This is a genomic window from Bartonella sp. AP19HLJMH, from assembly GCF_042196245.1.
Classification (GTDB): domain Bacteria; phylum Pseudomonadota; class Alphaproteobacteria; order Rhizobiales; family Rhizobiaceae; genus Bartonella.
In genome coordinates this window covers 236,956-259,560 of record NZ_JBHIPX010000001.1, presented here as the reverse complement: position 1 = coordinate 259,560, position 22,605 = coordinate 236,956, and the positions used below count along the sequence as shown (strand labels likewise).

The window sequence follows — 22,605 nt, the reverse complement described above, 5'->3', positions numbered from 1 at the left end:
AGGTTCTAATACAATATGAATAACGCTAGATTATCTTTATAAATCAATTCATTGTAATCTCCCCCTCACAAAATGGTCGTAATAGACGAGAAGGAGGCAATACTGGGAAGGAATGAGCAAGCTTATTCCTCTATAAGCGCAGTTCCACCGATTGTCATATTATTGATTCGAAGATGAGGTTGACCAACACCAACAGGGACATTTTGCCCTGCTTTTCCGCACATACCAATACCATTATCTAGTTTACTATCATTACCAATCATTGTGATACGTTTCATAGCATCCGGTCCATTTCCAATAAGAGTTGCACCTTTGATTGGTGCACAAATTTTGCCATTTTCTACTCGGTATGCTTCAGTACATTCAAAGACGAATTTTCCGGAAGTAATATCAACTTGTCCTCCACCAAATGAAACAGCATAGATACCACTTTTAAGTGACGAAAGGATTTCTTCAGGTGTTTTATCTCCTCCTAGCATGATTGTATTGGTCATTCGTGGCATTGGTGCATAAGCATAAGATTCACGCCGTCCATTTCCAGTTGATTTACCTCCCATAAGCCGTGCATTAAGCCTGTCTTGCATAAAACCAACGAGTTTTCCATCTTCAATGAGAACGTTATATCCTGAAGGGGTCCCCTCATCATCGACAGTGAGAGAGCCACGGCATTGTGGAATTGTTCCATCATCAACAACTGTAACACCTTTTGCTGCAACTTGTTGTCCTAAAAGTCCAGCAAAAGCCGATGTTTTTTTACGGTTAAAGTCACCTTCTAAACCATGACCTACGGCTTCATGGAGCATAACACCAGGCCATCCGTTAGCTAAGACAACATCAAAAGATCCAGCAGGTGCTGCTTCTGCTTCTAAATTTGTTAAAGCCATACGTAAGGCTTCATCCGCGGCTTTTTTCCAATTGTCTTCATGAATAAATTGGTTAAATGCTTGTCTCCCTCCACATCCATAAAAACCATTTTCACGACGATTGCCTTCAGCTGCGACCACAGATATAGAAAGTCGCACAAGGGGACGAATATCACGAACCAAATAACCATCTGCACGTAAAATTTCAACATGTTGTAGAGAGCCGGAAAGAGAAACAGTCACCTGATGCAATTTATCATTTTTAGCACGTAAATAGGCATCAATTTTTTGCAAAAGAGCACTTTTTTCTTCAAATGATGGAGCATCAAGGGGATTATGCGGTTGATAAAGTCTTTTGTTTGTTTGTTGAGGTGCTATGCTATAAGTCCCTGCATGATTATTATAGGTAACAGCTTTAGCAGCTTCACTGGCACGTTTGAGTGCAGCAGCTGATAACTCACTAGAGTGAGCATATCCAGTAGCCTCTCCAGCAACAACGCGTAGTCCAAATCCCATATCTTGATGAAATGAACCGTTTTTAAGCTGTCCATTATCAAATAAAAGAGCTTCGCTTTCTGTATACTCAAGGTAAAGCTCACCATCATCAGCATGATGAAGTGTTTCCTGTATAAGTGATTGCACTTTAGAGGAAGCAATATCAAAATGATCAATCAGCGATTTCATAAGAATTATCCTATTTTTATGGGGGCTCAGAAGATTTTTATCAATCTAATTTTAAGAATCTTTCAAAATATACGATGAGATTTTGATTGTTTAAAATGTATTGATTTCATTCATGTCGGTAAGGTTGCATAGGCGTCGCCAAGACCATGAAGGTCAACAAAACCTCCAATCCCTTGTTCCGGAGTTGTAAAGATAAAATAGGTTGCCATTTTTCCTTTTAAAAAGAGCTGCAATATGTCTTCTTTAAGAAAGGCTTCAGCAACACAATTATCACCAAGACAACGACGATATTCCATTCTACCCATATTTTTATCGTCAATTTTAATTCCAACGCCAGGACGTAATTCAACGCGAATCGGAACAAAAACACGCATCAAGGCACCTTGCTTTTGAGGAAGTTTATAAAATGTAACGCGCAAGGTAATATCTTGACGCCCTTGTGTGTGAACGTTTTGTACAACTTCACACTGCATGTTAGGTGTACCTGGTGGTAGAGAACACACTTTTGTCCATGCACCATAGGTTTGCGGAGCAGGGACATCTTGTGCATAGGGTGTTTGTGCAAATGCATGACTGATAAAACTACTATAAAGCGTGTAAAGAACAGCACCAATAAAAAAAGTTTTTTTGAGTAATTTATAAAGTATCACAGAAAATCCTATCCGACTCAACACCCACAACCATGCATAGATTTACATAAAAAAATGAATTCCCCATAAAAAACCATAACACAAAATCAGTATTTACCCAAATATATTAATTCATATGATATATTTTTATGATACATTTGTAATGTGGAGAGAACGTTGATTGAAAAAATGTATTTTTATTGCCAATATTTCCATTTACTTTTAGGGGATACGTGCGAAAGAGATATTTCATATTTTCTCAAAAATACGATTGGTCTTAATGGGTCATTTCCATACGCTAGATAATATTTGTCAGATAATATTGGATTTGTGAATGACAGAAATGGAAAAGGGCTTTGAGTGGAATGTCAGTTTCAGAAGAATTATCGGTTGTGAATGGTAAATCAACGCCACCAAAATCCGGTATTGGTGATTACATCACATTATTAAAGCCACGTGTTATGTCTCTTGTGGTCTTTACGGCTCTGGTTGGTTTGCTTGTATCGCCTGCTCCTATCAATCCGTGGTATGGTTTTTTAGCAATTTTATGTATTGCTGCTGGTGGCGGTGGTGCGGGAGCACTGAACATGTGGTATGATGCTGACATTGATGCTGTGATGGAACGGACTAAAAAGCGTCCTATTCCCATGGGTAAAATTAGCTCCCAAAAGGCATTTATTTTTGGCATGGTTCTTTCTATGCTCTCGGTATTGGTTATGGGGAGCTTCATTAATTGGTTTGCGGCATTTTTTCTTGCGTTTACGATTTTCTTTTATGTCGTTATCTATACAATTTGGTTAAAGCGTATCACACCACAAAATATTGTTATTGGTGGTGCTTCTGGGGCTTTTCCACCAATGATTGGATGGGCCGTGACAACAGGGACAGTGAGTATTGATAGCTTTTTATTATTTTTAATCATTTTTATGTGGACCCCCCCTCACTTTTGGGCTCTTTCTTTATTTTCATCTCTTGATTATGAGGCTGCAGGTATCCCTATGATGCCTAATGTACGAGGTGAACATTCAACAAAAAAACAGATTTTATTTTATACTGTTTTGATGGCATTGTGTGCTGCTGCTCCTTGCTTTACTGGTCTTGGCGGAATTTTTTATGGTATTTTTTCAACAATTTTAAGCATTATCTTTATTTATTTTGCCTATCGTTTATGGAAAGCTGATACACATAATGAAACTATTTTGATGGCCAAAAAAACGTTTTTCTTTTCGTTACTTTATTTGGCAGCTATCTTTGGAATTCTTTTGATTGAATCTCTTGTTTGGTATTTTATCGCTCTTTAGTTGCGTAAAATGAAAGAGCAAATTTTAAAAGAGCTTTTCTTCAAGAAAATGCTGTAAGAAAACACGATAGAGTGTGTTCTTATGCAAAAGATGATATTGCACGTTTTTTTACATTGCTTATTCATGTATAATAATAGGTTGTTTGAATATATAGCTAAAACTATAGAGATTAAGGATGATTTATGTCTGGACTTCCCCCTTTAACGATACGTCTTTGTGGTCCACGTGGATTTTGTGCAGGGGTTGATCGTGCTATCCAGATTGTTCTGCTTGCATTAAAAAAATATGGTGTTCCAGTATATGTTCGTCATGAAATTGTACACAACCGCTACGTAGTTGAGGGATTACAGCAACGGGGTGCTGTTTTTGTCGAAGAACTTAATGAGATTCCAGAAGAACATCGCAATCAACCAGTTGTTTTTTCTGCTCATGGTGTACCAAAATCTGTTTCAGAAGAAGCACGATACTATAATTTGTTTTATCTCGACGCAACATGTCCGTTGGTCTCGAAAGTTCATAAACAAGCGATACGACATCAACGTCATGGTCGTCATGTTATATTGATTGGTCATGCTGGTCATCCTGAGGTGATAGGGACAATGGGACAGCTTGAAGAAGGGGTTGTGACGCTTATTGAAACGATAGAAGATGCTTTGCATTATCAACCCAATGATCCAGATAAATTAGGATTTGTTACACAAACAACGCTTTCTGTTGAAGATACTGCAGGAATTATCGATATATTACAACAACGTTTTCCTACATTAGCAGCACCAGCGGCTGAATCAATTTGCTATGCTACAACGAATCGACAAGATGCGGTTAAAGCAGCGGCAAAGGGGAGTGATTTGTTTTTGATTGTTGGAGCACCAAACTCTTCTAATTCACGACGTTTAGTAGAGGTTGCCGAAAAGTCTGGTGCGCGGCAAGCTATTTTAGTTCAGCGCGCTGATGAAATTAATTTTGAAAACCTAAAATCTCTTTCTATAGTCAGTCTTTCAGCAGGGGCTTCGGCTCCTGAAATTATTATTGATGAAATTATTTCAGCATTTCGTGAGCGTTATGATGTCACAATAGAATTAGCTGAAACAGTGGTAGAAACGGAAAAATTTTTAGTGAGTCGCGAATTACGCGACGTCATTTTAACGTCTCAAGATATGGCTTTCGTTAATGGTCAAGCAAATAATGCAAAAAATGAAAATCAGAATACAGACATGTCTACAACGAAAGCAGAATAATGGCCGTTTATACAGATATTCACCCAAATGATTTAAAAGTGTTTTTAACACGTTATGCAATAGGATCACTTTTGTCTTATCAAGGTATAGAAGAGGGGATTGAAAATTCTAATTTTATGTTAGAGACAACACAAGGGCGATTTATTTTAACACTTTATGAAAAGCGTATTTCAAAAGATGATTTACCTTTTTTTTGTCGCTTGATGCAGCATTTAGGACAGCGTGGAATTCCTTGTCCTCAACCTGTTATTCAAAATGATGGAATGATGATCTGTGAACTAGCAGGACGTCCTGCTGCTATTATTACTTTTCTGGAAGGAGAGTGGATCCGCCAGCCCAATATAGATCATTGTGGCGAAGTGGGGACGGGGTTAGCACAATTACATTTAGCAGGACAGGATTTTACACTCAGTCGTAAAAATACTCTTTCTGTTATGGATTGGAAGGTATTGTGGCAACGTTGTCAAACCAAAGAAGATGCATTGTTAAAAGAATTTGGACAAAAAATTGAGTTGGAGTTGGCTTTTTTACAGGAAAATTGGCCATTTAATTTACCAATAGGCATTATTCATGCAGATTTATTTAATGATAACGTTTTTTTTGTGAATCATCGTCTTTCTGGGATGATAGATTTCTATTTTGCTTGTAATGACTTTTTTGCTTATGATTTAGCGATCTGTTTAAATGCTTGGTGCTTTGAGCCTGATCATTCCTATAATCTTACCAAAGCACGTAAGTTATTGGAAAATTATCAAAAAATAAGACCATTGATCCCTTTAGAATTGGACAAGATGGTCTTATTAGCTCGTGGTGCATCTCTACGTTTCTTACTCACACGTCTATATGATTGGTTTAATACACCGCCTAATAGCTTTGTTATTAAGAAAGATCCATGGGAGTATTGGCACAAGCTTTGTTTTTTCAGTAATGTAAATTCGCTAAGTGAATTAGGTTTTTAAATTTTATGGCAACTCAACAAAAAGTCGTTGAAATTTATACAGATGGTGCTTGCTCAGGGAATCCTGGAGTTGGAGGATGGGGAGCAATTTTACGCTGGAATGGTCATGAACGGGAGCTTTATGGCGGTAAGGTCCATACGACAAACAATCAAATGGAACTCATGGCGGCAATTTGTGCATTAAAGGCGCTTAAAGAGCCCTGTTTGGTCGATCTTTATACAGACTCAGTTTATGTACGTAACGGTATATCTAAGTGGATTGAAGATTGGAAAAAGAATAATTGGCGCACTGCATCAAAAAATCCTGTTAAAAATATGGAGCTATGGCAAGCTCTTGAGGATGCTAGTTCTTGTCATACAGTTAGATGGCACTGGGTAAAAGGGCATGCGGGACATCCAAAAAATGAACGCGCAGATGCCCTTGCTCGCAAAGCAATTACTCAATATCGTGAAAATGGACGTTTTCCAGCATAATTGCTTTTTGAGAGCTTTTTCTTTTATCACGGAGACGCAAGAGGGGTTGGCTGCGTATGGAATATGAATGTTCCACTTAAGGCGTGATCTTTAAAAGCAACTGTATAAAAAATTTTTTGGTTTATTTCTTCTGGTGTGAAATAGAGTGGAGCACTGAAGAGTGTATATTCTGCGTTATCACTGACTTTTCTTGCTGCTCCAATTTGCATTTCTCCTCCATCTAAAAAGAGAGAGGAAGGAGTGGTTTTGTTGTTATTTTGTATTTTTATAAGAAGGGTACTATTATTTTTTTCAGCACTTATTTTTAGTGCATTCTGCGTCATGCGGGGCAAAGAATTTTGCGCCTTTTTTAAGAAGGAAGCAGGAAGCTGTTTATTTTTAAGAGCAGATGGCGAAAAATCAAAGTTAACAGTAAATGGAAGACAGATTTTGTGACATAATCCAAGAGTGAAAGCACCACTTAAATTTTTGCTTGAACCAGAAAGATTGAAGGGCAATATTACTTTATCTTTATAACCTAATGACCAATCATTTTCTGTTTCAAAAAGCTGTGGAGTAGGATAAAAGATTTCATAAGAAATCTGTTGGTTGAAATTAAAAAATGGTGCCATGCCAGAATTACCTGGATTACGCCAGTAAGTTTTCCATCCTGGTTTAAGCTCAATTTCAATAATGCCTTCTCTTATTCCAGAAAGAGAAGGTTCAGTGATCGCTAATCGGATACGACCACCATCTGATTCATACCAAGATGTTGCGAAAAGCTGGAGTTTTTGTTCTGTTTGAGCATTTACAGGAATGTTAAGTAATTCTAAAACTATGAATGTTAAGCTTAAAGTAACTAAAAGCTTTTTATAAAAGAAAGTTGCGATATTTTGTAAATTTGTAAATATATAACTTTTTTTCATTGGAGTTTTATTTTCCTAGTGTGCTAAATGAACAAACTTTTATCATGTCAATTATGGAGAATAACAGATTAATGAAGCGGTGTAATGGCTTTTTAGGTGGACAATTACTCATAGCAATGCCTGGGATGAATGACAAACGCTTTATTCGTTCTGTTATTTATATTTGTGCGCATTCTGATGCCGGTGCGATGGGCATCATTCTCAATCAATTGCATCACATTGATTTTCCAGAGCTTTTGCTTCACTTAGGAATCATAGACAGTGGCCAAAAAAAAAGTCTTTCTGAACCAATAAAACAGTTTCCAGTTCGCTATGGTGGTCCTGTTGATCCTTCGCGTGGTTTTGTCCTTCATTCAGATGATTATGCTTGTGAAGAAACTGTTTTTATTGCGGATAAGATCTGTTTTACTGCGACAATTGATATATTAAAAGCGATCAGTTGCGAACAAGGTCCGCAACATGCACTGGTCGCATTAGGCTATGCTGGATGGAAAGCGGGGCAACTTGAGGCAGAAATTTCTGCAAATGGTTGGCTAATCAGTTCTACATCACCTAGTTTTCTTTTTGAAAGCGATTTAAGCTGCAAGTATGATAAAAGTTTAACACGCATGGGTATCGATCCAACTTATCTTGCTTCTGAAATGGGACACGCGTAGAGTTTTTTCTAAGCTTTTTAACTTTACACGTTATTTTATCCCTTATGTTTTTATTTTATAAGGGAAATGGCTCTGAACGAGCGTAATTAATTCTTCTATGGCAATCGGTTTCGTCACAAGTGTACTTTGAACATATTTACAGCCTTCTTGACGGAGGAAGATTGCTTCTTTTTCATTTTCAACTCCTTCTGCGATAATTTGCAAATTAAGATCTGTTGCCATATTAATGATAGACTTTAGAACAATTTTCTTCTTAAGAGAGTCGATTGAGATAAGTGAACGATCAAGTTTAACCATATCAAATGGATAACGTACGAGATAGGTCAGAGACGAATAACCTGTTCCAAAATTATCGAGTGCGAGATTCATTCCAAGTGTTTTAATTTGTTCAAGAAAGTGCGCTGATTGTTCAGGATTATTTCTTAAGACAAATTCAGATATTTCAATCATCAGACGCCCTTTGTGGAGCGGATGGCGAAGCAAAGCGGCACGCAATTGACTGATAAAACGAGGATGAATCATTTCTGCGCTTGGTAAATTAATTGAAATAAAGAAAGATTGTTGGGAAAACTTTTCTTGTACATTTATAAGATCAATAATGGCATTATCGATGATAAATTGTGACAAATCCATAACAATTTGTTCATTTTCTACGATTTTTATGAAATCAGAGACATTTAAATTTCCATAAGTGGGATGATGCCATTCTACAATTGTTTCAAAACCAATAATATGTCCGTCTGATAAATTAAGAATAGGATGGTAGAGGATTTTCATCTCATTACGTTTTATGGCATAATGAACATCTTTCTCCAGAGTATTATGTTCGAGACCCAAAGTGCGAAAATTAGGACGAAAAGGTTCAATATGGTTCCCACCCATTTGTTTTGCGCGAATCATCGCTAACTCACTATCATTAAAAATATCTTTAGCCGTCGATCGGCTTTCACTCCATGTAACCAATCCGATAGAGGTTGAAAGGATTATTTTATTTTCTGAAAGTGAAATAGGTGCTGAAATTGTTTTGTGCAAATGATCTGCAAATGCTGCAATTTTTTGTGGTTCGGTTTCACTGAGTAAAATAATTGCAAAGCGGTCTGCTGAAAGACGCGATAAGGTGTCTTGAAAGTTAATGAGACGATTTAAACGACGTGCGATTATAAGCAGTACAGTATCCCCAACTGCTATGCCTAATTTGCGATTAATTTGGCGAAAATTGTCAAAATCAATCATAAAGACAGTTGGTCTAATTTTGATATTTGCTTTCGCTAAAGAGGTATAATTTTGTAGTCTATCAAAGAAAATTTGTTGGTTAGGAAGTCCAGTTAAGCTGTCGTGGATTGCATCATGCAATAAGCGTTCTTCGGATTTTTTATGGTTAGTAATATTGACAATGGTTCCAATGACACGTGTGATTTTTCCATCTTTTTGCATAGCCGGACGTGCACGAAGAGAAAACCAATGATAATAACCACCACCGGAAGAAAGCCGAAAAATTTGATCAATGCGCCCTTTTTTATTTTTAAGAATGATATCCAATACGGCTTGAAAGCGTTCACGATCATCATGGTGCAAGGCTGAAATCCAGTTGCGCATAGGTCCATTGAGGTTATGAATTTCAGTACCAAAAAGGGTTGCCATGTTTGGATGTACAACAATACGATCACGCTCAATATTCCAATCCCAAATAATATTTCCAGCTCCCTTTGCTGCGAGTACTTGTTGTTCAAGGTCGGAAAATATTCCTTCATGGAAAGCGTCATTAGAAAAAGTTTGTTGCAGGACAGTAAAGCTTATGAGAAGAACAATGAGCACTAATCCTCCCGCTAATGCTGGCTGGATAATATCATTGTTTAAATGTCCAGCTATGCAGGCATAGGCTCCAACACACCAAAAGCTAATGAGCAACCATGTTGGAATAAGCATAATGGCGCGGTCATAGCTTCTGATTGAGAAATAGATGATTAATATTATACCAAGCACAGCGGTAAGGCCAAAAGACAAACGCGCAATTCCAGCTGCTCTGATGGGATCATAAATAGCAAAGGCTCCTAGACTGCAAAACGCAATGGTCCAAGCGATAGCACCGTAACTAAAATGATAATGCCAGCGGTTAAGGCTGAGATAGGTAAAAAGAAAAATGAAGAGTGTAGCAGTAAGTGCTACTTCTGTACCAGCACGCCAGATTGGTTGGGTTGTGAGTGTAACTGCAAAGAATTTATTTAAAAAGTTGAAGTCAATACCAATATAAAAAAGCACTGCCCAAGCAACTGCCGCTGTTGCAGGAAACAGCCCTGTTCCACGGACGACGAAGAGAACAGTTAACAAAAGCGCTAAGAGACCTGATATCCCAAGAAGAATACCATGATAAAGCGTATAAGAATTAATTGCATCTTTATAAGCTTCAGGTTGCCATAAATAGATTTGCGGTAGATTTGCAGAGTTAAGTTCGGCCACAAATGTAATAACAGCACCAGGGTTAAGGGTAATACGAAAGATATCAGAGTTTGCACTAAGTTGACGATCGAGGGAAAAACCTTCGCTTGGCGTTATGGATTGAATCCTTGATGATCCAAGGTCTGGCCAAAAAAATCCAGAACGTGCCATGCGGTAATGGGGGGCAACGATGAGACGATCAACTTGTTCATCTGTTGGATTTGCAAGAGAAAAAACTGCCCAATTTCCGGAAAATTTTTCATTTTTTGCCTGCACTTCAATACGCCATACAATACCATCTGGTCCTGGTGCTGTACTTGTTTGAAAAATAGAGTTGTTTGTATGGTGAATTTCAATTGCTTTTGAGAGATCAAGAGCAGCATCTTGAGAAGAAATTTTAATTGGTTCAATTGCTTGTGCTGATGTAAGATGGACAAAAGAACTAACGACTACAATGAAAATGATGTCAATTATTTTACGCAAACTCTTCACAATGTCCCACTCTCAATATTTTAGGATGTTTAATTTTCATTTCGACTTTTGAGAAAAAACGTCCACCTTTTATAATTTATTTACATAATAAATTGTTATCACTTTTTCTTAAGTTATGTGATTTTATATACAAATAGACCACACACCCATTTGCTTCAATGGAACCTGAAGCGAATGAAGTTTTATATTTTAAAAGGGCAAAGTTAAACCATGAATTTCCAGATTTCACGGATACACCTTCACTTATTAGAATCTTTATCACATGAAGTATGAATTGGGTAGTTTTGTACGCCTATTTGCCCAATATTTCCAAAACTTATTTAATGAGGAGAGCTTTTGTGGTAAATTTTATGATAAAATATGTGATGTTATTGTGATGCTGCTTTGAAAAGAAGTTTTTACTTTAGCTTGTATGAAAGAGTTGACGTTAAATCATCAAAATTTATGAGGGGTCCTACAGGTCCGACAGCAGTTAGTGTTGGAGTGGAGTTTGTAAAAAGACGATGTGCTAAATCAGTTAATCTTTTAGGAGTGATGAGATTGAGGCGTTCAATTGTTTCCGATATTGGAATTGGTCGACCATAAAGGAGTATTTGGCGAGCAATGAGATGTGCTTGACTAGAGGGATTTTCCTGTGACATTGTCAGATTTGCACGATATTGCGTTTGTGCTCGTTGCAGTTCGGTGGCGTGAATATTTTTGCTGACCTTGGAAAGTTCATCAAGAATCACAGGAATAAGTTCTTTGAGCCCTTCTTGTCCGGTAGCTGCGTGAACACCAAAAAGCCCAGTATCTGAAAATCCCCAATGAAAAGCATAAATAGAATAGCATAATCCACGTTTCTCTCTTACCTCTTGAAAAAGACGTGAAGACATACCACCACCAAGAATGATAGAAAGAATTTGAGCTGCATAAAAATCACGCGCGTGATAAGCACGCCCTTCAAACCCTAGAACAACTTGTGTATCCATTAAATCGCGATATTCACGAAAGTCGCCACCGACATAATTTGCAAGATTAGTAAGAGGTGCGGTTGAATGGGAGCGAAAAGTACCAAGACGACTTTCAACTTCTCGCAAGAAACTTTCGTGCTTTACAGCTCCTGCAGCAACGACAATCATACGATCTGCACTATATTGTTTATTGATGAAATCATGGAGATCAGTAGATGTAAATGATTGAATAGTTTTAGCTGTTCCTAAAATAGAGCGTCCAAGGGATTGATGACGAAAGGCTGTTTCTGTAAAGTGATCAAAAACAATATCATCAGGAGTGTCATGGGCAGCACCAATTTCCTGAAAGATTACTTGTTTTTCTCGTTCTAGTTCATCGTCGTCAAATTTTGAATGCATTAAAATATCGGCTAAAATATCTATAGCAAGTGGGATATCGCTTTTAAGAACACGTGCAAAGTAAGCTGTTGTTTCAATACTGGTTGTAGCATTGATTTCACCGCCAACATCTTCAATATCGGTTGCAATTTGAAAAGCAGTACGGTTTTCGGTTCCTTTAAAAGCCATATGCTCAAGAAGATGAGCAATACCATGCTGTGTGGAGGTTTCATTGCGTGAGCCCACTTTGACCCATATTCCGAGGGCAACACTATCAATTTGTTGCATTGTATGTGTGGCGATAGTCAAACCATTACTAAGGCGACATATATCTACATCCATGTATTTACAACTCCATTAAATAAGCTAAATACCTCATTGTAAGGGTATCAGAATATTCTTGATTTAAATTAATGCAGCTAACTTTAATAAGATGCACGCGATTTTAAAGAAATATAATCTTTTACTATTTTTTCATCATTAGCAAGATTTATAAAATGTTCTTCATGTTTCATTACATCATTGAGATGAGATGGCCATGGAGCATGAAGTCCACAAGCGCTTTTAATAGTATCAGGAAATTTAGCTGGATGAGCCGTGGCAAGAACGATCATTGGAATATGCGGTTTTTTGTTTTCACGCGCTACTTGAAGAGCGACCGCTGTATGTGGATCAACAAGATAGCCACTTTCCTTATAGACACTATCAATTGTTTGAGCTGTTGCAGCCATGTTGCTTTTTCCAGCGGAAAATAGGGAACGAATATTTTTGAGTTGCTTTTCATCAAGAGTAAAAAGACCCGTTTTTTTCAAGTTTTCCATTGCATTGCGAATCCACATTGGATCACGATTGCCACTTTCAAAGAGCAAACGTTCAAAATTAGAAGAGACCTGAATATCCATAGAAGGTGATGTTGTATGGACTATTGGTTGTGTTTTGTAAGTACCACTGGTCAATGTACGTACAAGGATGTCGTTATCATTCGTTGCGATGACCAGTTGAGCAATGGGTAATCCCATACGGGCTGCGACATAACCTGCAAAAATATCACCAAAATTTCCAGTAGGAACAGTAAATGAAACAGCTCTATCAGGTGCTCCTAAAGAAAGTGCAGATGAAAAATAGTAAACAATTTGCGCCATGATACGCGCCCAATTTATAGAATTAACACCTGAAAGTGCTCTTTTTTTACGAAAATTGTGGTCATTAAACATTGCTTTGACAAGAGCTTGGCAATCATCAAAATTTCCTTCAATGGCAATGGCATGAACATTGGAACAATGATTGGTTGTCATTTGCCGTTGTTGAACAGGCGATACACGTCCTTTAGGAAATAAAATAAAAATATCTGAGTGTTCTTTTCCAGCAAAAGCTTGTATCGCAGCTCCTCCTGTATCACCTGATGTTGCAGCAATAATCGTTGCACATCTATTTTTTTCAGTCAAAACATAATCCATCAGTCGAGAAAGAAACTGCATTGCTACATCTTTAAAAGCTAAAGTAGGACCATGAAAGAGTTCAAGGATAAATTCATCTGCTCCAGTTTGTCGTAAAGGACAGATTGCTGGATGGTGAAAGGTTGCATAAGATTCAGCGATCATATTTTCAAAAGCTGTATATTCGATTTCGTTATTCACAAAGGGCCACAGAATAGTTTTAGCAATTGTTGTATAGGACTGACCACGAAGTGCTCGTAACGCATCAAATGATAGCTGAGGAAATTTATCTGGCAAATAAAGTCCCCCATCACTTGCCAACCCTGTCATGATTGTTTCCGTAAAGCTTAAAGCAGGAGCTTCACCTCTCGTGCTGATATATTCCATAAGTCTTATCCTTTTTTATTTCTGGCAAATTGGTGAAGTTATTTATTTCACGTTTTTCATAATATTTAAATTATTAAATGGATAGAGCTTCTTTTCTTCTTTTTAATTCAATAATGAAAGGAAATAGCCTTAAGCATTTTTATTTTTGAGATATAAACACCAAATGTTCACAGAAAATCTGTTACAGTCAAAAATTTCCTCTCTATTATTCATTCACTTAAATTTTACAACGTATCTTCACTTGTACACCTTCTTAAATAATAAAATTAAATAGATAGAATGGTATTTACTGAAGAACTTTTGTATAAAACTCAATCATTTATAGTTATTTTATGCTCTTAATACTTTGTAACAATTAAATCTGCTAAACTGAATGTTAAAATGATACATCTCAGGACTCACATTGGAAGATTTATAAGGTAATTTTATGGCATTTCGTGTGCAAATCTATACTTTGAATAATCTTTTTTAGCTTAATTTATCACTTTGTATAATAATAGATATTATATTTGTGCTATACAGTATGGTAACCTAAAGTTTATCCATAGAAAACATACAACAGCCTGCTAAATGATGGGAAGCAGGCTGTAAAGTATTTTCATTTTAAATAGAAAAAAATAACTAAGTATCTTTGAATTATTTGCCTTTAATTTTTCCTATTGCCCATCCAATTATCCCGCTAAATATGGCCATAACAGATCCAGTCAAGAATCCAAAACCCAAAGCTCCTACTGTAGAAAAAACTCCTAGCGTAATTGGTTCAAACACTTTCTCAAATTTTCCTTCAAAGGCAGATTCACTTTTTGCTTTATGAGTGAAACTTGGGACATAAAGAGCAGCTATATCGATAGCTTTTTTCTTTCCTTGTTCTATTAAAGAGACAGTTTCCCATTGAGTATCATTTTTCAAATGATTGGCATGAACATTTATAACTTGTGAAAGCAAAAAAGCAACTGCTATAAAAATATTTAATACGTAAGTTTTCAATACTTTAGTCATAGTTTACCACCAATACTTTTATTTTAATCTGAATTGAATAGATGCATCGGCAGAATTAGTGCACATTGAGAGAAACAGAAGCATTTAAAGCTTTTTTCACTCTTAGTGTGATAATTCATTAGTTTTTGTCATCAACAATGGATAAACACGGAATATGTTCATAGTTTATATTTCATATGAGAAGGTCTTATTCTGATGAAATTTCAATTTTAACGAGATTTAAAATACAATATTATTTTACTTATTATCCATCCTAAAAACATGCCTATCGTACTTGATGCATATCCAAGTGCCATCCCCATACCAAAAGCCCCGAGTGTAAGAGGTTCAACAACCTTTTCAAATTTTCCTTCAATAGTAGCTTCATTACCCACTCCATGATTTAGACTAGGTCTATAGAGAGAAACGGTATGGACTGCATCCTTTCTTTTCTGTTCTATTGCAGAAACAAAAATATTCTCACGATGAGTACTATTTTGTAAAGAGTTTGCATGCACATTTACAACCTGAGAAAGAGAAAAGGCAGATATAATGAAAATACTTAATATATGATTTTTAAATAATTTAATCATAATTTACCTCAAAGATTTATACTATTCAATATATATGAGTAAATTTATACTTAATTTATACTTTGGATATTTGGATGTAATCTACAACATTTATATTTTGTAGCATAATGAGCTTCATTATGTAATTATTTACAATGAATTATAGCCACATAATAAAGCTATTATTATAGAGTTCTAGACGAGGTTGAATTATTTGAACATCAATACTATGTCCTTTATCCAACTTATTATCGATCCTATAAAGCTCATTACATGTCCAGTAAACAATAGCCCCATTCCTATAGTCATAGGCTCAACGACCTTTTCAAATTTTCCTTCACCTATTGTTCCATGTTCTGTTTGATAATTTACAGACGGAGCATAGAAAGCAGTCGTAGAAACTACATCGGATTTCGCATATTTTACTTGTTCCATTGGGAAAACAGAAAATTCCTCTTTTGGATTATCGTTTTTCAAATAGTTTGCATTAACATTTACAGTTTGTGAAATAAAAAAAGTGCTCGCTATAAAAATGCTTAAAATATAATTTTTAAATATTTTCACCATAACTTTACCTCAAATATTTTTAAGTTATATATGTAATAAATATACATAATGTTTATGTATATCACACTATATACAAGCCATATAGTTCAATATGTATTTTTAGTCAATAATAAAAATACATATAAAAATATAACTATAATTTTTATAAACGTTATTGTAAAAAAGTAACAGTAATAATTACAAATTATATTTTTTAAAAACTTTATACAATATTTTATTATGTGTTATATATAAAATAACATATGGTTATCGTATAATTTTTATAAAATGACATTAATATATTTTTTAAATACATTTATAGATAATAAAATTGATCAAAATTTTTACATATTAAATATATAAAAAATTATTTATTATCGATAGTATAATAGAAAAAATGAAAATTATGATGTGGTTATAAAAATATTATTAACAATTAAAATATGAATGGACACGCTAAAATTTTATTATTTATAGTATTTATCATAGATAGTCATTATTGTAGAATGTGTGTTCTATAGATATTATTAAATTATTATTCAATGGTTATTTAATTGCATCGTGATAGCAGAATAATAATTCTTACTTTACTATTAAATATATACATTTATCTTATAGATAATAATATGTTATAGATACTAAAAAATGTACAATTTTCTCATAGTGTAAAGTAGAGTTCCAAATTGGATAGAGATAAATGATATTATCTTTTTATCGCCAATGTGAACAGCATATTACTATGATGCAAGGCAGTGTATAGAAGAATATAATTTAGACATATTTATGAGTGCCAAAAGATCAGCATTGGATAATATTTTTCAATATTTTCTTCTTTCCAAACTGAAAAGCCGCTTTTATTTTTAGAAAGTGGATTACTTTTGAAAAGATCTGATTTCATTGCTTATTTAAAAAGGCTATTAAGTGCTTTCGGAAAATTTTAAGCAACTATTGGTATCTCTGTCGCTTGTTTAACATGATTATATGTTTCATATTTATGTGCTTTTTTAAAGAAACCGTTCTCAAGGTACTCAAGCCTATTTTGCAATGATAGATATGATGATAAAGCCCCCATAATATAAAATTCTTAGGGCATCAGAATTTTTGACGTTTATAAAGAAGAAAGATGGCATTGCCATACACTTTTCTCGCTCCTAATGTTGCTACAATTTTTGCCTTTTGAGATGATTCATTAAAAGGCATTTTTATTTCTTTATTTATTTAATTCAACATATCCAGATTTGAAATGAGAGAATCTTACAATATTCGGTTTTTTTGCTTAATTTGAATAATGATAAATTATGATTATAAATCAATATATTGTCTGTAAATTACTTGGTATGAAATGTTTTTTATAAAATGCACATCTTCATAAGAGTGTATTCTTTTTGTTTTTTGTAATCTTAGGGAGGTTGTACCAATTGATGCTGTTAAAATACTATTTAAGCAGCAAAGTAAATAAGCCTTCAACAAGTTTATGAGATTTGGATTGAGTAAATATAAGCCTTTGTAACTCAACAAGGACGCATTTGTCATTTTCAATAAAGTCTTGTGTTCCATAGATTCCGCGAATTTTAATATTTTTTCCATGATCAATATGCACATCCCTTACAATTTTACCATAGTGTGTGTTTTTTTGATCAGATGAAAGAGGTTAGCAATTTTCACATCTTATCGAGCAAGGCATCGTAATATTTCTTTTTTGACAAATATAATAATTTATCAGGATGAGCTGCTGTGGTTGGGAGTGGGATATTGGATTTGAGATAGATAAGCAGGGTTTAATTTTTATGAGTTTGCACCCCTGTTTTTTGCTTTTTTTTAAGTACGTGCAATGGTTAACAGACTTATGATCTCAATGAGGTGCTATATTTTTCCTTCACATTGAGATGCAATTCACCCGTGTCGTGAATTGCGCATTTATTGAAGTTATTATAAAAGGAGCAGCGAGAAGAGCAGGACATTTGAATAAAAATGCTTCTTACAAGAGTTTACAAATTGATATATTCAAGAGATTTTTTATAATAGATCTCGCCATACTGCCATTGCTTCTAAGACTTCTCCTAAATGAGCATGTTTTGCAATAACTGTTTCTGCACCAGCTTCTGCAAGTGCATTAGAGTGGCCAAGATAGCTATGTGATCCTCCCGTAAAGCCGATGACACGCATGCCTGCTGCTATGGCTGCGTGTACACCATGAAGTGAATCTTCTATAACGATAGTGTTTTGGGGCTCTGCCTGTAATTGTTGTGCGGCAAAAAGGAAAACATCAGGGGCCGGTTTCGTTCTTTTTGTTCCAACTTCAGGTGCTGAAAATATTTTACCTTCAAAAAGGTCATAGAGATCAACCGTGGTGAGCATCTCTTTTATATCTACGCTTTTTGCATTAGAGCAGATACAGTAGGGATAGCGTGTTTGGATAATTTCTACAGCTTCTCTTACATCATCAATAGCCCGTAATTTAGTTTTTATTTGTGTACGAAAAATATTAGTCATTTGATCTATGAGATGAGCAGAAATAGGTTTTTCTGTTTCCTGTTCAACGTGTTTAAGAATATCGCGAAAGATAAGCCCTGCAAAACGCTCACTCAATTCTTCGGGTGATATTTCATATCCTGTTTGTTTGAGCAATTGAGATCCAATTTTTGCTGCAAGATATTCAGAGTCGACGAGAACTCCGTCACAATCAAAAATAATAAGATCTATCTGAGGCATAAGATATTCCTTTACATGTTACGAGATGGACAACTTTCATGAAAACGATATTGAGAAGATCTTATTTCATAAAAATACGCTTTGAAAATGATTCTTAATTCTTTTACGAAATAAAAGATATGGGAACAGTACATTGAAAAAAAGAAAATTAAGGTTTCATTCATATGAAAGTTTTTTTTACTAAAAAAACAAAAACAATCATCAATTTTATAGAACTTTAACGATACGTTTACGCTATTTTGTAAATATAGATTGGTAATGCGGGCCTATAAACTATTTTGGTTGATTATAGGGCAAATTCAGTTAATTTTGTTGGGTTTTTCATGACAGTTATTCAGCTTCAAAAAGATTTCCTTCGTACTCCCTCACAAATGCCATGGCGCAATAAAATTTTTAAAGGAGATTGTGTTTCCGTTTTAGAAAAACTTCCAAAACATTCTGTTGATATGATTTTTGCGGATCCACCCTATAATTTGCAATTGGATGGAGCTTTATACCGTCCAGATCATTCGCTTGTTGATGCGGTTGATGATGCATGGGATCAGTTTGAGAGTTTTGCTGCTTATGATGCTTTTACTCGTGCATGGTTGCTTGCTTGTCGTCGTGTATTAAAACCCAACGGAACACTTTGGGTTATCGGATCTTACCATAATATTTTTCGGGTTGGGACGGCATTACAAGATTTAGGTTTTTGGATGCTTAATGATATTATTTGGCGCAAGAATAATCCGATGCCTAATTTTCGAGGGCGCCGTTTTCAAAATGCTCATGAGACGCTTATTTGGGCCGTGCGAGATCAAAAAGATAAAAAGTACACATTTAATTATGATGCCTTAAAAGCGGCAAATGAAGATCTACAAATGCGTTCAGATTGGCTTTTCCCTCTCTGCACTGGAGCTGAACGTTTAAAGGATGATTCGGGGCGTAAATTACATCCAACACAAAAACCGCAAGCGTTATTAGCGCGTATTATTATGGCTTCTAGTAAACCTGGTGATGTTATTCTCGATCCGTTTTTTGGTTCGGGAACAACAGGTGCTGTTGCCAAGCTTTTAGGGCGTGATTTTGTTGGGATTGAACGCGAGCAAGATTACATCGATGCAGCATGTGAGAGAATTGCAGCGGTTCAACCTTTAGCGCAACCAGAACTAGCGATTTTGGATAGAAAAAAAGCAGAACCACGCGTAGCATTCAACAGTTTGCTTGAAGCAGGTTTACTCTATCCTGGAGAAGTTCTTTATGATCGTAAGAAGCAAGTATCTGCTATTGTAAGAGCTGATGGTACGATTATGCATGGTGGTGAAGCGGGCTCAATTCACGCAATGGGAAGAAAGGCTCAAGATTCGCAGAGTTGTAATGGTTGGACCTTTTGGTATTATGAGGAAAATGGACGGTTGAAGTCCATAGATCATTTAAGAATGATCATACGTTCACAAATGTTAAAAACGGGTGTTTTATGAACTAAGCTGATCGCTTCATTCTATTGACCACCAATGTACCTGATCTTGATTGAGATGGACGTGAGGGCGTTTTATGCCTTTATTAGATGTTTTTTATTGACACACTAATCTCGCTTGTAAGCGACAAGCGAGTATTTTTATGCTTCTTTTAGAAGAAATTAAAATGAGAAATTTTCACTCTATGTTCTCGTTTTAGTTCCAAAACAGTAAAATTTCAATATAAGCTTATAAAAATGAAATATCAGAATTAAAAGGTTCATTCAGAAGTTCAAAATTAAGTGCTTTTTTGAGTACGTACATCTGTAAAGTGCGTAAAATGTATTTATTTATAAAGATAATTTAGCACAACTCATATTGAATTGCCTTCGGAATATCGTCAAGTTTTTTCATTTAAAACTTGTTCCATATTGAATCGATGAAAATTACTTTCTTGCATGTCATAAACGGGGTTGGCGTGTGAATAAAAATTGTTAACGAAAGAACTAAAAGTACCTCTTATAATCCGTTTCACGTACCAAGGGATGTTGAGGGGGCTGGTAAATATAACGATGGAGCCGACTTACTCCTTCATAAGCGAAAAAAGGATAGAACCTGAAATTTAAATTTAAGATTTTTAAGCTTTTCTATCCCTCCTTAATTTTTGTCTGTAGAAAAAATTGGTTATTTCATTTTTTAAATTTTTCTTTTACAGATTAATAAATGATCGCTAGAGATACAAAAGTCTCCATTAGAAAACATTTTTATGAATAGGGAAGGTTATTTAAATCTAAAAGAATTGGGAAGTGCTACGGAAATGGCTTTTTTCATAACAGTAGGTAATGCTTCTTCGGCAAGATGTTGAATGTTACACCACCAACCATTTTCACAATTCATTTCATGAACATCTTCGGTATAGTAAACATCAAGTTTTAGAGAAAAGTGAGTAAAAACATGCGTAATTTGTCCTTTGAATTGCCAATTGGCAGTAAAGGGTGCGTTTTGTAGCCCATTTTCGTTGTTTATGCCAATATTGTTAGGAATTTGGGTCATTCCACCAAGGAGCTTTTGCGTCTGTCGTTTTTCCAAATAAATTTGTTTCTTTTTATTAAGAACCACAAAAGCAATACCTGTTTTTGAAGGGCGTTCTTTTTTAGGGGCTTTAACTGGAAAAGACTCCGGTTGTTGCATCTTTTCTGCTTTGCATAAACATTGAAGAGGGCAGGTATAACAAGATGGTTTGCGTGGAGTACAAATTGTTGCTCCCAAATCCATCATTGCTTGAGCAAAGTCACCAGGACGATTTAAAGCAGTAATTTTTTGTGTTTTTTCTTTAATTTCACCTTTTGCTTTTTGCAATATTGAAGTGATAGCAAAAAGTCGCGCTACCACACGTTCGACATTACCATCAACCACTGCTACAGGGTGGTTAAAAGCAATCGCAGCAATGGCTGCGGCAGTATAATCTCCAATACCGGCTAGAGTTCGCAATTCTTTTACAGATTGTGGAAATTGTCCCGCGTAGTTTTCAACAAGCTGTTGCGCACATTTTTTAAGATTACGTGCGCGTGAATAATAACCAAGTCCAGCCCATGCTTTCATGATATCATCTTGGGAGGCTTTTGCTAAAGAGGAAAGATCAGGCCATAGTTTTAGAAACTTTTTAAAATAAGGCTTAACTGTTTCAACGGTTGTTTGTTGAAGCATGATTTCAGAAAGCCAAACTTGATAGGGATCAGGACGGATACCTTGTTTTTGCTTTTCGGGGGTAATCCGCCATGGAAGATGTCTGTGATTTTGATCGTACCAAGCAAGGAGGTGCGAAGAAATTTCATACATGATTGCTTTCAAGCATAGGGAGATATAAAATGCAAAAGAAAAAATTATTTATTTTGTAATTCATGTTTTTTGCTCTTTTATTGTCAAGGCTCTGGTGAGAAAAGGCTTTTTATTTTGTTGATATTTCATAAATTGAGGAGGCAACAATTTTTAGATGAAACAAATGATTTTAATTTAGTAAGCGGTTGAACAATGATCTAAAAATGAGAAAACAACTTAAAAAACGTATCTTTTATTCTCTTTCTGAGGCGGTATACAAAATACTTGATCCAGTTTTACGCAAACGGACAGGGCTTAATGTAGCGCTTATAGAACATTGGCCACAGATTGCGGGCTATGATATCAGTGAACATACAATGCCGCTTAAAATTATTTGGAAACGTCGTGCAGATCAAGATGAAGTTTTTCAGCCAGCAACACTTGTTGTCGCATGTGAAGGATTTGCTGCGTTAAAATTGATGCATGAAACAGAGGAATTACTTCATAGAATTAACGGATTTTTTGGCTACATTGCTATTGATCGCATCAAGATTGAGCAAAGGAGTATGTCGGTTTTTATGAATCACTTGCCTCTAAAACCGCCTTTGAGTGAACAAGACAAAAAATACGTGGAAAAAATGCTTGAAGGAATTGAAGATAAAAGTTTGCACCAAGCACTTTATCAACTTGGCTGTTGCATTTTTTTGGAAAAAAATAATAAATAGAAAGATATTTTATATATTTTTCTTTAAT

The 22,605-nt window shown here is 35.4% G+C and carries 18 protein-coding genes; 7 read left to right on the top strand and 11 right to left on the bottom strand.

Annotation, left to right across the window (positions count from 1 at the left end; translation table 11 throughout):
- Positions 1-122: 122 nt before the first annotated feature.
- Together tldD and ACFINR_RS01030 are read right to left on the bottom strand one after the other, a co-directional pair.
- Positions 123-1,547 carry a metalloprotease TldD gene (gene tldD / locus ACFINR_RS01035; RefSeq protein WP_375611127.1) on the bottom strand — a complete coding sequence of 475 codons (1,425 nt, stop codon included), beginning with the start codon at positions 1,545-1,547 and terminating at the stop codon, positions 123-125.
- 110 nt (positions 1,548-1,657) lie between these two features.
- Positions 1,658-2,197 carry an invasion associated locus B family protein gene (locus ACFINR_RS01030; RefSeq protein ID WP_375611128.1) on the bottom strand — a complete coding sequence of 180 codons (540 nt, stop codon included), beginning with the start codon at positions 2,195-2,197 and terminating at the stop codon, positions 1,658-1,660.
- A gap of 344 nt (positions 2,198-2,541) precedes the next feature.
- Between ACFINR_RS01030 and cyoE the strand changes: the two genes are divergently transcribed.
- The 4 genes from cyoE (at position 2,542) to rnhA (ending at position 6,147) form a co-directional block, all read left to right on the top strand.
- Positions 2,542-3,477, top strand: coding sequence for a heme o synthase (gene cyoE, locus ACFINR_RS01025; protein WP_375652323.1), 936 nt, complete (start codon positions 2,542-2,544; stop codon positions 3,475-3,477).
- A 182-nt stretch (positions 3,478-3,659) separates the two neighbouring features.
- The gene (ispH, locus tag ACFINR_RS01020; RefSeq protein ID WP_375611130.1) at positions 3,660-4,715 is read left to right on the top strand and encodes a 4-hydroxy-3-methylbut-2-enyl diphosphate reductase; all 1,056 of its coding nucleotides are present in this window, start codon (positions 3,660-3,662) and stop codon (positions 4,713-4,715) included.
- Positions 4,715-5,674 carry a homoserine kinase gene (locus ACFINR_RS01015; protein WP_375631592.1) on the top strand — a complete coding sequence of 320 codons (960 nt, stop codon included), beginning with the start codon at positions 4,715-4,717 and terminating at the stop codon, positions 5,672-5,674. The genes ispH and ACFINR_RS01015 overlap by 1 nt, the downstream gene beginning before the upstream one ends.
- Before the next feature lie 5 nt (positions 5,675-5,679).
- Positions 5,680-6,147, top strand: a complete 468-nt coding sequence (gene rnhA / locus ACFINR_RS01010; RefSeq protein WP_375652322.1) for a ribonuclease HI — start codon at positions 5,680-5,682, stop codon at positions 6,145-6,147.
- 26 nt (positions 6,148-6,173) lie between these two features.
- Here the strand turns inward: rnhA and ACFINR_RS01005 are convergent, their stop codons facing one another.
- Positions 6,174-7,052 carry a protein-disulfide reductase DsbD domain-containing protein gene (locus ACFINR_RS01005; RefSeq protein ID WP_375628302.1) on the bottom strand — a complete coding sequence of 293 codons (879 nt, stop codon included), beginning with the start codon at positions 7,050-7,052 and terminating at the stop codon, positions 6,174-6,176.
- Between the two features lie 71 nt (positions 7,053-7,123).
- Between ACFINR_RS01005 and ACFINR_RS01000 the strand changes: the two genes are divergently transcribed.
- Positions 7,124-7,708, top strand: a complete 585-nt coding sequence (locus ACFINR_RS01000; RefSeq protein ID WP_375631595.1) for a YqgE/AlgH family protein — start codon at positions 7,124-7,126, stop codon at positions 7,706-7,708.
- Between the two features lie 42 nt (positions 7,709-7,750).
- Here the strand turns inward: ACFINR_RS01000 and ACFINR_RS00995 are convergent, their stop codons facing one another.
- The 7 genes from ACFINR_RS00995 to ACFINR_RS00965 form a co-directional block, all read right to left on the bottom strand.
- Positions 7,751-10,636 carry an EAL domain-containing protein gene (locus ACFINR_RS00995; RefSeq protein WP_375652321.1) on the bottom strand — a complete coding sequence of 962 codons (2,886 nt, stop codon included), beginning with the start codon at positions 10,634-10,636 and terminating at the stop codon, positions 7,751-7,753.
- Positions 10,637-11,034: 398 nt separating this feature from the next.
- A complete protein-coding gene (locus ACFINR_RS00990; RefSeq protein WP_375652320.1) occupies positions 11,035-12,309 on the bottom strand; it encodes a M16 family metallopeptidase in 1,275 nt (424 codons plus the stop codon).
- Positions 12,310-12,392: 83 nt separating this feature from the next.
- Positions 12,393-13,790, bottom strand: a complete 1,398-nt coding sequence (gene thrC, locus ACFINR_RS00985) for a threonine synthase (RefSeq protein ID WP_375631597.1) — start codon at positions 13,788-13,790, stop codon at positions 12,393-12,395.
- A gap of 636 nt (positions 13,791-14,426) precedes the next feature.
- On the bottom strand, positions 14,427-14,789 hold the full coding sequence (locus ACFINR_RS00980; protein WP_375652319.1) for a hypothetical protein: 363 nt from the start codon (positions 14,787-14,789) through the stop codon (positions 14,427-14,429).
- Between the two features lie 209 nt (positions 14,790-14,998).
- Positions 14,999-15,361: a hypothetical protein gene (locus ACFINR_RS00975; RefSeq protein WP_375631599.1), complete on the bottom strand. Its 363-nt coding sequence runs from the start codon at positions 15,359-15,361 to the stop codon at positions 14,999-15,001.
- Positions 15,362-15,550: 189 nt separating this feature from the next.
- Complete coding sequence (locus tag ACFINR_RS00970) at positions 15,551-15,907, bottom strand: hypothetical protein (protein ID WP_375628294.1); 357 nt, start codon at positions 15,905-15,907, stop codon at positions 15,551-15,553.
- A 1,995-nt stretch (positions 15,908-17,902) separates the two neighbouring features.
- Positions 17,903-18,598, bottom strand: coding sequence for an HAD family hydrolase (locus ACFINR_RS00965; RefSeq protein ID WP_375620663.1), 696 nt, complete (start codon positions 18,596-18,598; stop codon positions 17,903-17,905).
- A 371-nt stretch (positions 18,599-18,969) separates the two neighbouring features.
- On the opposite strand from ACFINR_RS00965, the gene ACFINR_RS00960 reads away from it, so the two are divergent.
- Entirely contained in the window at positions 18,970-20,058 is a 1,089-nt protein-coding gene (locus ACFINR_RS00960; protein ID WP_375613050.1) for a site-specific DNA-methyltransferase, read from the top strand.
- A 756-nt stretch (positions 20,059-20,814) separates the two neighbouring features.
- Here the strand turns inward: ACFINR_RS00960 and mutY are convergent.
- The gene (gene mutY, locus ACFINR_RS00955) at positions 20,815-21,873 is read right to left on the bottom strand and encodes an A/G-specific adenine glycosylase (protein ID WP_375631602.1); all 1,059 of its coding nucleotides are present in this window, start codon (positions 21,871-21,873) and stop codon (positions 20,815-20,817) included.
- 203 nt (positions 21,874-22,076) lie between these two features.
- On the opposite strand from mutY, the gene ACFINR_RS00950 reads away from it, so the two are divergent.
- Positions 22,077-22,577 (top strand): DUF721 domain-containing protein, encoded by a 501-nt coding sequence (locus ACFINR_RS00950; RefSeq protein WP_375611142.1) that lies wholly within the window; start codon positions 22,077-22,079, stop codon positions 22,575-22,577.
- Positions 22,578-22,605: the final 28 nt, after the last annotated feature.

Bases quoted from the DNA above. Each gene is read 5' to 3' on its own strand.
- ACFINR_RS01000 (WP_375631595.1), top strand. From the start codon at position 7,124: ATGAAGCGGTGTAATGGCTTTTTAGGTGGACAATTACTCATAGCAATG.
- ACFINR_RS01015 (WP_375631592.1), top strand. From the start codon at position 4,715: ATGGCCGTTTATACAGATATTCACCCAAATGATTTAAAAGTGTTTTTA.
- ACFINR_RS00970 (WP_375628294.1), bottom strand. From the start codon at position 15,907: ATGGTGAAAATATTTAAAAATTATATTTTAAGCATTTTTATAGCGAGC.
- tldD (WP_375611127.1), bottom strand. From the start codon at position 1,547: ATGAAATCGCTGATTGATCATTTTGATATTGCTTCCTCTAAAGTGCAA.
- ACFINR_RS00965 (WP_375620663.1), bottom strand. From the start codon at position 18,598: ATGCCTCAGATAGATCTTATTATTTTTGATTGTGACGGAGTTCTCGTC.
- cyoE (WP_375652323.1), top strand. From the start codon at position 2,542: ATGTCAGTTTCAGAAGAATTATCGGTTGTGAATGGTAAATCAACGCCA.
- ispH (WP_375611130.1), top strand. From the start codon at position 3,660: ATGTCTGGACTTCCCCCTTTAACGATACGTCTTTGTGGTCCACGTGGA.
- ACFINR_RS00960 (WP_375613050.1), top strand. From the start codon at position 18,970: ATGCCATGGCGCAATAAAATTTTTAAAGGAGATTGTGTTTCCGTTTTA.
- thrC (WP_375631597.1), bottom strand. From the start codon at position 13,790: ATGGAATATATCAGCACGAGAGGTGAAGCTCCTGCTTTAAGCTTTACG.
- ACFINR_RS01005 (WP_375628302.1), bottom strand. From the start codon at position 7,052: ATGAAAAAAAGTTATATATTTACAAATTTACAAAATATCGCAACTTTC.
- mutY (WP_375631602.1), bottom strand. From the start codon at position 21,873: ATGTATGAAATTTCTTCGCACCTCCTTGCTTGGTACGATCAAAATCAC.
- ACFINR_RS00950 (WP_375611142.1), top strand. From the start codon at position 22,077: ATGAGAAAACAACTTAAAAAACGTATCTTTTATTCTCTTTCTGAGGCG.
- ACFINR_RS00975 (WP_375631599.1), bottom strand. From the start codon at position 15,361: ATGATTAAATTATTTAAAAATCATATATTAAGTATTTTCATTATATCT.
- ACFINR_RS00980 (WP_375652319.1), bottom strand. From the start codon at position 14,789: ATGACTAAAGTATTGAAAACTTACGTATTAAATATTTTTATAGCAGTT.
- ACFINR_RS00990 (WP_375652320.1), bottom strand. From the start codon at position 12,309: ATGGATGTAGATATATGTCGCCTTAGTAATGGTTTGACTATCGCCACA.
- rnhA (WP_375652322.1), top strand. From the start codon at position 5,680: ATGGCAACTCAACAAAAAGTCGTTGAAATTTATACAGATGGTGCTTGC.